The organism is Aureimonas sp. Leaf427 (genome assembly GCF_001425485.1).
Taxonomy (GTDB): domain Bacteria; phylum Pseudomonadota; class Alphaproteobacteria; order Rhizobiales; family Rhizobiaceae; genus Plantimonas.
In genome coordinates this window covers 14,670-28,104 of record NZ_LMQW01000051.1, presented here as the reverse complement: position 1 = coordinate 28,104, position 13,435 = coordinate 14,670, and the positions used below count along the sequence as shown (strand labels likewise).

Annotated in this window: 12 protein-coding genes and 1 pseudogene; 5 read left to right on the top strand and 8 right to left on the bottom strand. The window is 69.1% G+C overall.

Features of this window, described 5'->3' with window-relative positions:
* Nucleotides 1–43 precede the first annotated feature (43 nt).
* The gene (locus ASG62_RS20950; RefSeq protein WP_056689866.1) at nt 44–979 is read right to left on the bottom strand and encodes a 2-hydroxyacid dehydrogenase; all 936 of its coding nucleotides are present in this window, start codon (nt 977–979) and stop codon (nt 44–46) included.
* 287 nt (nt 980–1,266) lie between these two features.
* Here ASG62_RS20950 and ASG62_RS20945 point away from each other — a divergent pair, with 287 nt between their 5' ends.
* The gene (locus ASG62_RS20945) at nt 1,267–1,509 is read left to right on the top strand and encodes a helix-turn-helix domain-containing protein (RefSeq protein WP_056689863.1); all 243 of its coding nucleotides are present in this window, start codon (nt 1,267–1,269) and stop codon (nt 1,507–1,509) included.
* An 87-nt stretch (nt 1,510–1,596) separates the two neighbouring features.
* Here ASG62_RS20945 and ASG62_RS20940 read toward each other — a convergent pair whose 3' ends face one another.
* A complete protein-coding gene (locus ASG62_RS20940; protein WP_056689860.1) occupies nt 1,597–1,854 on the bottom strand; it encodes a DUF2171 domain-containing protein in 258 nt (85 codons plus the stop codon).
* Between the two features lie 94 nt (nt 1,855–1,948).
* A complete protein-coding gene (locus tag ASG62_RS20935; protein ID WP_056689858.1) occupies nt 1,949–2,863 on the bottom strand; it encodes an NAD(P)-dependent oxidoreductase in 915 nt (304 codons plus the stop codon).
* Between the two features lie 107 nt (nt 2,864–2,970).
* Between ASG62_RS20935 and ltnD the strand changes: the two genes are divergently transcribed.
* Nucleotides 2,971–3,873 (top strand): L-threonate dehydrogenase, encoded by a 903-nt coding sequence (ltnD, locus tag ASG62_RS20930; protein WP_056689855.1) that lies wholly within the window; start codon nt 2,971–2,973, stop codon nt 3,871–3,873.
* A gap of 128 nt (nt 3,874–4,001) precedes the next feature.
* Here ltnD and ASG62_RS20925 read toward each other — a convergent pair whose 3' ends face one another.
* The 4 genes from ASG62_RS20925 to alr are packed head-to-tail and all read right to left on the bottom strand — an operon-like array spanning nt 4,002 to nt 7,456.
* Nucleotides 4,002–4,583: a DNA-binding protein gene (locus ASG62_RS20925; protein ID WP_320409393.1), complete on the bottom strand. Its 582-nt coding sequence runs from the start codon at nt 4,581–4,583 to the stop codon at nt 4,002–4,004.
* A gap of 4 nt (nt 4,584–4,587) precedes the next feature.
* Nucleotides 4,588–5,070, bottom strand: coding sequence for a hypothetical protein (locus ASG62_RS27730; protein WP_244488609.1), 483 nt, complete (start codon nt 5,068–5,070; stop codon nt 4,588–4,590).
* Nucleotides 5,067–6,317, bottom strand: coding sequence for a D-amino acid dehydrogenase (locus ASG62_RS20915; RefSeq protein ID WP_056689849.1), 1,251 nt, complete (start codon nt 6,315–6,317; stop codon nt 5,067–5,069). The genes ASG62_RS27730 and ASG62_RS20915 overlap by 4 nt, the downstream gene beginning before the upstream one ends.
* Complete coding sequence (gene alr, locus ASG62_RS20910) at nt 6,314–7,456, bottom strand: alanine racemase (RefSeq protein WP_056689845.1); 1,143 nt, start codon at nt 7,454–7,456, stop codon at nt 6,314–6,316. Before alr ends, ASG62_RS20915 begins: the two co-directional genes overlap by 4 nt.
* A 134-nt stretch (nt 7,457–7,590) precedes the next feature.
* Between alr and ASG62_RS20905 the strand changes: the two genes are divergently transcribed.
* From ASG62_RS20905 to ASG62_RS20895, 3 genes are all read left to right on the top strand, one after another.
* Nucleotides 7,591–8,052 (top strand): Lrp/AsnC family transcriptional regulator, encoded by a 462-nt coding sequence (locus ASG62_RS20905; RefSeq protein ID WP_056689843.1) that lies wholly within the window; start codon nt 7,591–7,593, stop codon nt 8,050–8,052.
* A gap of 162 nt (nt 8,053–8,214) precedes the next feature.
* Nucleotides 8,215–9,396 carry a glycosyltransferase family 4 protein gene (locus ASG62_RS20900; RefSeq protein ID WP_056690732.1) on the top strand — a complete coding sequence of 394 codons (1,182 nt, stop codon included), beginning with the start codon at nt 8,215–8,217 and terminating at the stop codon, nt 9,394–9,396.
* Nucleotides 9,397–9,559: 163 nt separating this feature from the next.
* Nucleotides 9,560–12,946, top strand: coding sequence for a DEAD/DEAH box helicase (locus tag ASG62_RS20895; RefSeq protein ID WP_082536968.1), 3,387 nt, complete (start codon nt 9,560–9,562; stop codon nt 12,944–12,946).
* Here ASG62_RS20895 and ASG62_RS20890 read toward each other — a convergent pair.
* Nucleotides 12,904–13,410 (bottom strand): annotated as a pseudogene (locus ASG62_RS20890) (GGDEF domain-containing protein); the annotation flags it as partial. The gene ASG62_RS20895 and the pseudogene ASG62_RS20890 sit on opposite strands and share 43 nt — an antisense overlap.
* Between the last annotated feature and the right edge of the window lie 25 nt (nt 13,411–13,435).

Below are 13,435 nucleotides of genomic sequence, written 5' to 3'. Positions count from 1 at the left end.
GGACCGGCATCGAAATGCCGATCTCTTCTCGCGAGAAACGCGCTCAGACGAGCGCGGTCGGCATCGGCCGGCCCGCGAAATGCGCTTCGAGATTGGCGAGGACGAGGTCGCCCATGGCCTTGCGCGTCTCCACCGTGTTGCTGCCGATATGGGGCGCCAGCACGGTGTTCGGCAGGCCGAAGAAGGCTTCTGGCACGCGCGGCTCGTCGGCGAAGACGTCGAGCGCGGCGCCGGCGATCACGCCCGAGCGCAGCGCCTCGATCAGCACGGATTCGTCCACCAGCGAGCCGCGGGCGATGTTGACGAGGATGCCACGCGGCCCCAGCGCCTGGAGCACGGCGCGGTCGACGACGTTGTGCGTCTCCGGCGAGGCGGAGGCGGCGACGACGAGGATGTCGGACGCTTCGGCGAGACCGATGATACTTTCCTGGAAGAGATAGTCGACGTCGTGCGGCCGGCGGCCGGAATAGGCGATCGGGCAGCCGAAGGCCTGGAAGCGGCGCGCGATCGCGCGACCGATGCGGCCGAGACCATAGATGCCGACGCGGCGCCCGGAAAGCCGAAGCCCGGTCGGCCGATCGCCCTGAAGCCAAGCGCCGGAGCGAACATGCGCATCGGCCGGAACGAGGCCGCGCAAGAGCGCGATCGTGAGGCCGACCGCGAGATCGGCGACGTCGTCGGTCAGGACATCCGGCGTGTTGGAAACGCGGATGCCGCGCGCCTTGGCGTGGTCGAGATCGACCTTGTCGAAGCCGACGCCGTTGATCGAGACGACCTCCAGCCCGGGAAGCTTGTCGGCGAAGTCCCTGGTCACGCCGATATGACCGCCCGTGACGATCGCGCGCACCGCTCCCGCATCGAGGCCCGCCACGGAAGCCGGATCGTCGGTCGGCGCGAGCCGCGTGACCTCGTAACGCTCGTGTAGAACGGCCTCCACATCGGGCGTCAGATGGCAGAGCTGAACGAGGGAAGGCTTCATCGGGAGGGTCCGGTCATCGAGGGGTTTGGAAGCGCCCGTATTGGGGAACGGGCAGGCGCTCAGCTGTGCTGAAGAACGCCGTTTCGGCAGGTTTTCCACGATCGCGGTGCCGAGGCAAGGTGACGGGGAATGGCCGCGGAGCGACGCGCCGCGAGGACGGATCGTTTGCAAGGCGGGACGACAGGTGGTCACATCACGGTCGAAATTGTCGCGGACCATCGCAACGTCCGCGGGGGAAGCGGCGTTAGCCACTCCGTGGTTAATGGAAAATCGGAAAAGGGATAGCGATGCGTGAGGACGGTATACCCGAGGAGGTTATCGAGGCGATCGAGGACGGCGTGCCGCCCGTGCGCGCCTTTCGCGTCGAGACCGAGATCACGGTCGGCGAGCTTGCGGAAGACACCGGCATTCCGCCGGCCCGGATCGACGCCATCGAAGACGGCGCCACTCCGAAGCCGGATGAACTGAAGGCGATCGGCGAAGCGCTTCACGTGCCGCCGGACGTGCTTCTGGTTCCCTCCGCCGTCTGACGGAAGGTCCTTCCGCCGGCCTTCGTGGCCGGCCCCGGGAAGTTCGGCCCGGCCGTGCCGGGCCTTTTCGTGTCGGGGCCTGACTTGTCAGATACCCTGACGATCCTTTTCCTCTTCGAAGGAAACGGCCACGTCGGCATTGGCGGACAGCCAGACCTTGTCGCCCTCGACCTCGGCGATAAGCCCTGTCGAGATGAAATGGTGGTGGCCCCTGTGGGAGCCCTCCCCGCTGTCCTTCTTGGTCAGCTTGATCCGGTCGCCTTCGACCTTGTCGACCGTGCCGATATGGACGCCGTCGGCTCCGACGACTTCCATATGTTCCTTGATGGCGGATGTGTTGGACACGCTTCAGTCTCCTTGACGATGTCGAGTTGAAACGCGCGGCGCCCCGCTTGGATGCACGCAAGCTCGCGGGAGCGATCCGATGCGCGGCCTGCCCTCAGCTCCGCTTGGGAAGACCGTTCTGCTCGGCGACGATGTCGGCGAGGAAGGGCACGAAGTCGCCGCCCCGGCCAATGCCGTCCGCCGTCGCATAGGAGTTCTTCACGGCGCTGGAGACGTGGCTGGCGACGCCCGCCTCGTTCGCCATGCCGACGAGATAGCGCATGTCCTTGTGGGCGTTGCGGATGGAGAACTTGTGCGCCTCCGGATCGCGCCCGACGACGTAGCCCATGAAGGTCTGGTAGAAGCCGCAATCCATCCGGCCGCCCGCGATCACGCCGTGGAAGGTCTCGGCCGAGACGCCCGCCTTCTCGCCGATGGCGAGCGCCTCGGCATAGAGCGCGGCATAGCCGAGCGAGAGGAAGTTGTTCAGGAGCTTCATCGTGTGTCCGGCGCCGGGGCCGCCGGTATGGATGATGCGGCCGGACCAGGTTCCGACGATCGGCTTCACCCGCTCGAAGACGTCGGGCTCGGCGCCGACCATGGAATCCAGCTCGCCCGCCCAGGCCTCCTTCGGCGTGCGGCCGAGCGGCGCATCGACGAAGGCGACTCCCTTCTCGGCGGCGAGATCGTAGAGCCGGCGGGTGGAAACGGGATTGGCGGTCGAGGTGTCGATGATGACGAGGCCCGGCCTCGCATTGGCCAGCAGCCCGTCCGGCCCGGCGACGACGGCTTCCACCTCCGGCGAGCCGGGCAGGCAGAGGACGACGACATCGCAGGCCCCGGCGATCTCGGCGACGGAAGCCGCCTCCACGGCGCCGCGGCCGACGAGATCCTCGATCGCCTCGCGGCGGCGGTTGGCCAGCGCGTGGAGGGCATAGCCCTTCTCGACGATGTTCTTGGCCATGCCGTGGCCCATGTAGCCGAGGCCGATGAAACCGACGGTTTCGCCCTTGCCATTTCCTGCGGACATAAGCTTCCCTCCCATTGGATGGGGTGATGACTATCACCGCGTCGCAATGCCGTCCCGACAAAGATCGCGTCCTTCCAGTCGCGGCGGGGCGGCCGGGAGGACGGGACATGACGGACGGCGCTTGCAAGGTCGCGGTGATCGGGCTCGGCTCGATGGGGCTCGGCATGGCGAAGGCCGGCCTTCGCGCGAGGCTCGCCGTCTCCGGCTACGACGTGGCGCCCGGCCAGCGCGAGGCGCTCGGCGCCGAAGGCGGACGCGTGGCCGAAAGCGCCGCGGACGCGGCCGAGGGCGCGGACATCCTCGTCGCCGTCGTCGTGAACGCGGCTCAGACGGAGGCGATCCTCTTCGGCGACGGGCGAGCCGCCGACAGGATGGCGAAAGGCGGCGTCGTCGTCTCCTGCGCCACCATGGCGCCCGCCGACGCGCGCCGCCTCGGCGCGGCGGCGGAGGCGAAGGGCCTTCTCTATCTCGACGCGCCGATGAGCGGCGGGGCCGCGCGCGCCTCGACGGGCGAGCTGACCTTCATGGCATCGGGCAGCCCGGCTGCCTTCGCCAGGGCCGAACCGGCGCTGTCCGCCATGGCCGCGACCGTGCACCGGCTCGGCGACGAGGCCGGCATCGGCGCGTCCTTCAAGATGGTGAACCAGCTCCTCGCCGGCGTTCACATCGCCGCCGCCTGCGAGGCCATGACCTTCGCCGCCAAGCTCGGGCTCGACCTTCCCAAGGTCTACGAGGTGATCACCCAGTCGGCCGGCAACAGCTGGATGTTCGAGAACCGCGTTCCCCACATCCTCGACGCCGACTACACACCCCGCAGCGCCGTCGAGATCTTCGTCAAGGACCTCGGCATCGTCGCCGACATGGGCCGCGCCGAACGCTTTCCGACCCAGCTCGCGGGGGCGTCCCTGCAGATGTATCTCATGACGGCGGCGGCCGGGATGGGGCGCGACGACGATGCGTCGGTGGCCCGGATGATCGCGGGGGTGACGGGGGTGCGGCTGCCGGAGTGAGGAAGGTATAGCCCCGATGTCTAGCGAGGATCGACTGAAGCGATCTCAACCGACAAGCGGATGTAGACGCAGGGTTATCGTCAACGTGGTGACATCGGAACAAGCCGTACGGCTCTCTGACGTCAGGACTACTTGGCTCGTCGTGCCGGCACTGGACGATACAGAAGGACCCGTCCCTGCGGACGGACTTGGAGCAGGACGTCGAATTCGGCAATATTGGCCGTCAGGAGCGTGAGGCCGAACTTCTCCGTTTGAAGAAACAAGGTGCAGTCGTTCAGGGCTTTCATCTTGTCGTCATTGGCATAGCCCTGCGTGCGGCCGAGCATTCCGGCAAGGACCGCGGCCCGGCCGATGACGTCGGCGTCCGGCACGAGTTGTCGGTGCTCCGGCATTGCCCGGACGAGGCGCTCGATCCCAGCCTTCACGGCCGGGCTGCGCTGGTCGTCCTCACGGAGCTGCCCGAGGCCGAACATCAGTTCCCCGACGGCGACCATCGAGTGGTTCACGATCCGGATGTCCATCAGCCTGTCGACGGCGTCGGGCGCGGTGCCCTTCAACTGGTCGATATAGACGCAGGTATCGAGGAGCAGCGGGCCGCCGGCGCTCGCCTCGTCGCCGATATAGGGCAAATGGTCGTCCGCGCGCCGGGCGAGCGTTCGACCGGGATCGCTTCTCCTGACGCGCTCGGCTGTGCCGAAGTCGAAGCCCACGATGTCAGAATCCGAGGTCCATGTCAGGATCGATCGTCCCGCGCACGGCATGGAACGCCTCGGCAAAGTCGTCCTCGATCGCGATGGTCGCCAAAGCGAACTCGATGAGCTCGGTGTCGGAGGCAAGCCCCGTCCTGGCCTTGGCCTTCGCGATCAGTTCGCTGCTGACACGGCCCGCGATGCGTCCGTCCTTCGCCACGGTCAGGCCCTCACTGGCAGCGGCGTGCATGACGGCATCGACCATCTTGCCGCTCTGGATCGAGCGGACGGCAAGGTCGTTGCCCAAAGTGCGTTTGCCGATACCCGATGGATCATCGACATCCAGAACCGTCTTGCTTGGACGAGAGCGGCCTTGATTTTTTGCCATGCCATACCCTCGTTCAACGTTTTGTATTTTCGTACAACATAGCGGAATGGCCCAGTTTCTCAACGGGAGTGTTTCCGCACCGAACCCGATGGATAGAGGCCCGCCCAAGCCGCCGCTCACCCGTACCGCGCCATCGACAGATCCGACACGTCCATGTTCGTCCTCACCCCCGAGACGAGATCCGCCAGGATCTTCGCCGAGCCGCAGGACATGGTCCAGCCGAGCGTGCCGTGGCCGGTGTTGAGCATGAGGTTGGTGTAGCGGGTCCGGCCGATGATGGGGGTGCCGTCGGGGGTCATGGGGCGCAGGCCCGTCCAGAAGGTGGCGGCCTTCAGGTCGCCGCCGGGGAAAAGGTCGGAGACCGACTGCTCCAGCGTCGCGCGCCGGGCGGGAGGAAGGTCGGAGGAGAAGCCGGAGAGTTCGGCCATGCCGCCGACGCGGATGCGGTCGCCGAGGCGGGTGATGGCGATCTTGTAGGTTTCGTCCATGACGGTCGAGACCGGCGCGCGGCTCTCGTCCACGATGGGCGCGGTGATCGAATAGCCCTTCACGGGATAGACCGGGATCTTGATGCCGAGCGGCCTCAGAAGCTTGGGGCTGTAGCTGCCGAGCGCGACGACCACGAGATCGCCGGCGATCGGCCCGGCGCTCGTCTCGACGGAGGTGACGCGGTCGCCCTCCGCCGAAAGGCGCGTGATGTCGGTGCCGTAGAGAAAGGTGACGCCGAGGCCTTCGGCGATCTTCGCGAGGCCTTGCGTGAACTTGAAGCAGTCGCCGGTCTCGTCGTTCGGCAGGCGGAGGCCGCCGACCAGCGTCTGCCGGACATGGCCGAGCGCCGGCTCGGCGCGCACGCAGCCGTCCACATCCAGCACTTCGAAGGGCACGCCGCCCTCCTTCAGAACCTCCACGTCCTTGGCGATGCCGTCCAGCTGCTTCTGCGTGCGGAAGACCTGGAGCGTGCCGGCCATGCGCTCGTCGTAGGATATGCCGGTCTCGTCGCGCAGCGCCATCAGGCAGTCGCGGCTATATTCGGCGACGCGGACCATGCGCGACTTGTTCAGCTGGTAGCGCTCGGACGTGCAGTTGGCGAGCATCTGCGCAATCCAGGCGTACATGGCGGGATCGGCGTTCGGCCGGATGATCAGCGGCGAATGCTTCATCATCAGCCATTTCACCGCCTTCTGCGGAATGCCGGGAGCCGCCCAGGGCGAGGAATAGCCGGGCGATATCTCGCCGGCATTGGCGAAGCTCGTCTCCAGAGCCGCCGCCGGCTGGCGGTCGATCACCGTCACCTCGTGGCCGGCCTTCGCCAGGTAGTAGGCGCTGGTGACGCCGATGACGCCGCTGCCGAGAATGGTGACCTTCATGGGAGGATTCCATCGAGGTTGGAGGCCGAAAGAACGCGGCGGGCATAGCGGCGGCCAAGGCCGGTGAGGATCTCGTACGGGATGGTGCCGGCATCCGCCGCGACCATCTCCAGCGTCTGGTTCGGCCCGATCAGCTCGACCGTGTCGCCGAGCGTCAGCGCGCCGTCGAGCAGGCCGGAGACGTCGAGGATGATCGAATCCATCGAGACGCGCCCGGCGATCGGAAGGCGGACGGACCCTTTGTAGGCTGCACCGACGCCGCTGAGGCAGCGCGGCCAGCCGTCGGCATAGCCGACGGCGATCGTGGCGAGCCGCATCGGGCGGTCGGACACCAGCGTGCAGCCGTAGCCGATGGGCGTTCCCGCCGGCACCGCGCGCGTCTGGATCACGCGGGCATCGAGCCGGATGACCGGCTTCATGGGGTTCGCACGCCCGGCGGTCGGGCCGACGCCGTAGAGCGCGACGCCGGGACGCACGAGGTCCTGCCGGAAATCGCCGCCGATCGCCGTCGCGCCGGAATTGGCGATGGAGAGCGGCGCCTTGGGCAGGCGGGCGGCGAGGTCGAGGAAGCGGGCGAGCTGTTCGGGATTGTAGGCGCTCTCCGCCTCGTCGCCGCAGGCCAGATGCGTCATGACGAGGCGAAGCTCGATGCCGGCAAGGCTGCCCTCCCCCTCGGTCAGCACCTCGACCTCGGCGGCGGAGAGGCCGAGACGCGACATGCCACTGTCCACCTGGAGCCCCGCCGGCAGTGCGCGGCCCATGCGCGCGGCCAGCTCGCGCCAGGCGGCCACCTGTTCGAGGCCGTTCAGGACGGGAACGATGCCGGCTTCGGCGCAGAGGGATTCCGAGCCCGGCTGCAGGCCGTTCAGCACATAGGTCTCGGCGTCGGTGCCGATATGGGGCGCGAGATCGAGGGCTTCGGAGAGATGGGCGACGAAGAAGTCGCGGCAGCCGGCGCGGATCAGGGCGGGCGCGACCGTAGCGACGCCGAGCCCATAGGCATCGGCCTTGACGACGGCAGCGCAGCGAGCGGGCGCGGCGAGCGCTGCAAGGGCGCGATAGTTCTCCACCAGGGCGTGGAGATCGATGGTCAGCAGCCCGCCGGCGCCCCTGTCGTCCTTCGTCCGGGCAAGGTCCATGCGCGGCCTCCGCAATCGAGCTGTTTCATCGAGTGTAGCCCCGGTTTTTGCGAAGAGGCTTGTGTTCCCTCGAAGCCTCTTGCGAAGATCGTCCCGCCTTCGAACCTTCTTCGACACCTGAGCACGATTCCGCCATGAGCGATCTCGACACGATCGACCGCAACATCGTCCGCCTTCTCAGGCTGGACGGGCGCATGAGCAATGCGCGGCTGGCCGAGGAGGTCGGCCTTTCGCAATCGGCCTGCCTGCGGCGCGTCCAGCTTCTGGAAGAGCGCGGGACGATCCAGGGCTACACCGCCATCGTGGCGGGGCCGAACGAGGCTGAAGCGATGGTCGCGATCGTGCGCATCACGCTGGACCGGCAGAGCGAGGAGTTCCTCGACCGGTTCGAGGCGGCGGTGCGCCGGCATCCCGAAATCCGCGAATGCTATCTGATGACCGGCGACGCCGACTACATCCTGCGGCTCGAGGCGCGCAACGCGGCGGATTACGAGATCGTCCACAAGGAGATTCTCTCCCGCCTGCCCGGTGTCTCGCGCATCCATTCGAGCATCGCGATCCGCAGCGTCCTCTCCTCCGTCCGGCGCCGCCGCTGAGACGCGGCGCGGATTCCGGCAGGCCACGGTGCAAGGCGAGACGGCCTCGGACGCCGAAAGATCTGGAAGGCCGACGGTCCCGCCTATACGAAGCCTGCGGCCCGTTGCGGGCGGCCCGCCGGGACCCAAGGGCCAAGACCTTCGACGAGAGGAATGCGGACGATGCGCACGGCACTGATCGCCTGGGACTACCCGCCGAGCCCGACCGGGCTTTCGACCGCCGCGCGCGAGATCGCCGAGAGCCTTGCCGAGGCCGGAACGGACGTCACCGTCTTCACCCTCGACCGGTCCGGGCGGTCGCAGTCCGCCGGCGTCTCGATCGTCGGATGCGAGATCGGCAAGCGGAGCCCGCTCGGGCCACTCGCGGCGCCCCTCGCCGTTCGCCGCGCCGTGCTTGCGCTGCACCGGGAGAAGGCGTTCGATCTGGTGGAGGCGACGAACTGGCATGGACCGGGGGCCCTGCTCGCCGGGCGGCCGGGCTTCGCCTTCGTCACGCGCAATTCGACGCCGGCGGCCCTCTCCCGCGAGCCCGGCGGCTCGGTCGCCGCCCGGCTCGACGGCTGGATCGTCGATCGGCTGGAGGCGCGAAGCGCGAAGCGAAGCGACGGGCTGATCTCGAACACCGGCAGTCATGCGGCGGAGATCGCCGAAGCCTATCGTCTGCCGAAGGACGGCACGCCCCATGCCGCGATCGGCCTCAGCCTGAAGCCCGAGACCGTCGCGCGCGGCCGCGCGGCGCCCTATCCGGGCGAGGGCCCGGCGGGTGGAAGCGGCACGGTGCGCATCCTCTTCGTCGGCAAGGCCGAGCGGCGGAAGGGCTTCGATCTGATCCTCGACGCCGCCGAGCGGCTGTCCTGCATCGATCCGCCGCTCGATTTCGAGCTGGTGCTCGTCGGCATCGAGCCCTCCGATCTGCCGGCCGGGGTTCCCGCTTCGGCCCGCGCGCGCATCCGCGCGGCCGGACGGCTGCCGGCTGAAGCGGTGGAGATCGAGTACGAGCGGGCCCACATCATCCTGGCGCCCTCGCGCTACGAGTCCTTCGGCCTCGTCTATCAGGAGGCGCTGGCCTTTGGCCGACCGGTCGTCGCCTGTTCGGAGGATGCGAGCGCCCGCGCCTTCATCGGCGCACCCGGCGCAGGCCTTCTGGCGGAGCCGAACGGCGCCGATCTGGCGCGGGCGCTGAAGACGCTGATCGAGGATGCCGGGCTTCGGCAAGCGCTGCGCGCCCGCGCCTTCGAGGCCTCCGGCCGCTTTTCGCGCCGGACGCTCGGAGCGGAAACGCTGTCGCTCTACGAAAAGGCGCTCGGCCGCCATCGCGAGCGAACGGCGGCGACGTCCCCATAGGACTCCGTTCCCGCCTTGAAAGGGTCCGCGCCTGCGACCTGAAGCGCCTGCGGCTTCGAGGATCGTTCGGCGCGGGATCGACGTTCTCTCTTCATGACGTGTCGAAGGACACAGGTGCCGGGCGACCCCATCTCCAGGGGTCGCCCGTGGAGGAGTTGCGTCGATGTTGCAGACCGTCACGATCGAGACCCGCGCCGCCGAGGCCGAGCATATCGGCCCGCTTCGGCCCGTGGGCGCGACGGCCGCGCTCATCCATCGCAAGGTCGGCGCGCTCGAAGGACGCCCGCTCCTCTACGTCGCGCAGACCGCGCGGCGGGCACAGGACATTCTGGTGATCCTGAAGGCCTTCGCGCCCGAGCGGGACGCGGCCTTCCTGCCGCCCTGGGACAGCCTGCCCGGTGACGGCGTCGGCCCCTCCCCCGCCGTGATGGGTCGGCGGATGAGCGTGTTGCGCTGGCTGACCGACGAGGCCAAGCGCCCTCCGGTGCTTCTGACGACCGCCGAGGCGCTCCTGCGCCGCGTGCCGCCGCGCTCGGCCTGGAGCGGCTGCCATGTCGAGCTCTTCGCCGGAGACGAGATCGACCCTCAGGCGCTGGGACGCCGTCTTGCCGAGATCGGCTATGTCGTGGACGACCGGGTGGACGAGCCCGGCGAGGCCGCGGTTCGCGGCCGGGTGGTCGACATCTTCCCCGCCGCCGCGCCGCGCCCCTGCCGCATCGAGCACGAGAACGGCCGCATCACCGCCATCCGCTCCTACGATCCGCTGACCCAACTCTCGGTCGCGACGTCGGAGCACCTGATCGTCGATCCCGCGAGCGAACTGATCGGGGCAGCGGCAAGCGCTGCCGGCCGCGAGCCGGATCTCGTGCGCCATTACGGGACGCTCGAGACGCTCTTCGACTACCTGCCGGATGCCGTCGTGCTCATGGAAGAGGGCGTCGATCGGCGCGCGGATTCCTTCTTCGAGCAGATCGCGGAGGAGAGCGGCGAGCGGGTCAGGCGCGGTCCGGACAAGACCTTCCTGAAGCCCGCCGAGTTCTCCCGCGAGATCGCCGCGCGGCTCGATGCGGTCGTCGAGGACAAGGAGGACGACGAGGATGCGCATGTGCCGCGCTTCGTCACCTCCGAGGCGCCGCTGGAGGCTTTCGCGGCGCATGCCGGACAGGCTCTCGACGCCGGCCTTCGCGTCGTCTTCGCGGCGCCGACGCAGCCGGCGCTCCAGGCTTGGCTGAGGCCGGCGGAAAAGGCGCTCGGGCGCGAGGCGACGTCCGTCGCGGGATGGGACGAGGTCCTATCCGCGAAGCCCGGCGCCTTCCTGTCGCTGATCGCACCGCTCGCCGAAGGGTTCCGCCAGGGAGAGATTCTCGTCGTTGCCGCGCGGGATGTCGTGGGCCATCGCGCGGGCTCCGCGTCGGAGGGCCCGAGCGCCGCGCTTCCCAGCGCCTCCACCCGTTTCGAGTTCGGCGATGCCGTCGTCCATCTCGACCACGGCGTCGGCATCCTGGAGGGGCTCGAACGGCTCGGCGACGGCACGGAAGCCATTCGCCTGCGCTACGCCGACGATGCGACGCTGCTCGTGCCCATGTCGGAAATCTCCGCCCTCTGGCGCTACGGCAGCGCCGCCGGCATCCGTCTCGACCGGCTGAAGGGCGAAGGCTGGGTGAAGCGTCGGAACGAGATCATGAGCGGCATCAAGGCGACCGCCGACGGGCTCGTCGCGCTCGCGGCCGAGAAGGCCGAGCGCCGCTGCGACGCGCTTCGCCCGGAGACGAGGCGCTTCGAGCGGTTCTGCGCGCGTTTCTCCTACGAGCTGACGCGCGACCAGGAAGCGGCGACGGAGGCGATCCTGGAGGATCTCGCCTCCGGGCGCCCGATGGACCGGCTGGTCTGCGGCGATGTCGGCTTCGGCAAGACGGAGGTCGCGCTCCGGGCTGCGGCGGCGGCCGTTTTCTCCGGCCGGCAGGTCGCCATCGTGGCGCCGACGACGGTGCTGGCGCAGCAGCATTTCCGCCTGTTCCAGAAGCGCTTCGCCCGCCTCGGCGTCGAGGTGGCGCAGCTCTCGCGGCTCGGCGGGGTGGCGGAGGCCAAGCGCGTCAAGGCGGGCCTTGCCGACGGATCGATCCACCTCGTCGTCGGCACGCATGCGGTGGCCGCCAAGGGCGTCTCGTTCCACAACCTCGCCCTCGTCGTGATCGACGAGGAGCAGCGTTTCGGGACCGCGCACAAGGCGGCGCTGCGCGCGCTCGGCGCCGATGCCCATGTGCTCGCCATGACGGCGACGCCGATCCCCCGCACGCTCCAGGCCGGCTTCGTCGGGCTGCACGAGCTCAGCGTCATCGCGACGCCGCCGGTGCTGCGCCAGCCGATCGCGACGCGCGTCGCCCCCTTCGAGGACGACATGGTCCGCGAGGCTCTGCTGCGCGAGAAGAAGCGCGGCGGGCGCAGCTTCGTCGTCTGTCCGCGCATCGAGGATATCGAGCCGATGGCCGAGCGCTTGAGCCGGCTCGTGCCCGACCTTTCCGTCGCGACCGTCCATGGGCAGATGCCGGCCGAAGCGCTGGACGAGGCGATGCTGGCCTTTGCCGGCGGCGAGGGCGACGTGCTTCTGGCGACCAACATCATCGAAAGCGGCCTCGACGTGCCCGGCGCCAACACGATGATCGTTTGGCGCCCCGATCGCTTCGGCCTCGGGCAGCTTCACCAGCTGCGCGGGCGCGTCGGGCGCGGCAGCCGGCGGGGCATCGCGATCCTCGCGACCGATCCGGCAAAGCCCCTGGCGGAGACGACGGAAAAGCGGCTGCGGGCGCTGGAAGCACTGAACCGTCTCGGCGCGGGTTTCGAAATCAGCGCGCGCGATCTCGACATGCGTGGCGCCGGCGAGCTTCTCGGCGACGAGCAGGCGGGCCATCTGCAGCTGATCGGCCTCTCGCTCTACCGGCATTTTTTGGAACACGCGCTCGCCGTCGCTTCCGGCCACGAGGTCTCGGAGGACCGCGTGGCGGACCTTCGCCTCGGCGTCGAAGGCGGCATTCCGGCGGACTACATTCCCGAGCCCGAAATGCGCATCAATCTCGCCGCGCGCATCGCCGGCGCCCGCGACACGGCCGCGCTCGACCTTCTCGTGGCGGAGGTCGAGGACCGCTTCGGGGCCCTGCCGGCGGAACTGGTGCTCGCCTTCGACCTCGCACGGCTGCGCTGCGCCTGCCGCAGCCTCGGCATCCACCGGCTGGACGCCGGGCCGAAGGCGGTGGCGGCAAGCTTCGATCTAGCGCGCGCCGAGACGCTGTCCGCATCGGCCGACCTCTCAGGCGAGCCGGACCTGCGCTGGTCCGCGCATCGGCTGATCGACAGCTCGATCTCGCGCAGTGGCGCGGACCCCGTCGCCGCAGCCCTGCGTCTAACGGAGACGATCGAACGGCTGGCCCGGCCCGCCATCGCCGCCAAGCGCGGACGCAAGACGGCGGCCGCAAAGACGCCGGCGCGCGCGCGCACCGCGCGCGGAGCCCGTCAGCAGGCGACAGCCAGCGGCGGGGCCATGTCCGCGGTATAGGTTCGCGCCACGCCGCGCCCCGCTGCCTTCGCCGCATATAGCGCCTGGTCGGCCCGGCGCATCGTCTCGGACAGGTCGGGGTTGTCGGCGCCGACGCTCGCCATGCCGATGGAAACCGAGATCGACAGGCGCTGCGAACCGAGATCGCAGGGCTCGTCGCAGGACACGAGGATGGTGCGGGCCATACCCTCCGCCGTCGGCCTGTCCGGGGCGAGAATCGCGAACTCGTCGCCGCCGAGACGCGCCGCGACGGCCCGATCGGCGGTGATGCTGCGCAGCCGGTCGGCGAACTGCCGGATCAGGATGTCGCCGGCGTCGTGACCCAGCGTGTCGTTGACGCGCTTGAACCGGTCGATGTCGAGATAGAGCAGCGTCGTCTCCCGCTCGCTTTCGGCCGCGGTGCCTTCCGCCTCGGCGAAGCACTGGGCGAAGGCCATCCGGTTGAGCAGCCCGGTCAAGGGATCGCGGCGAGCGAGGTCGAAGGCGCGC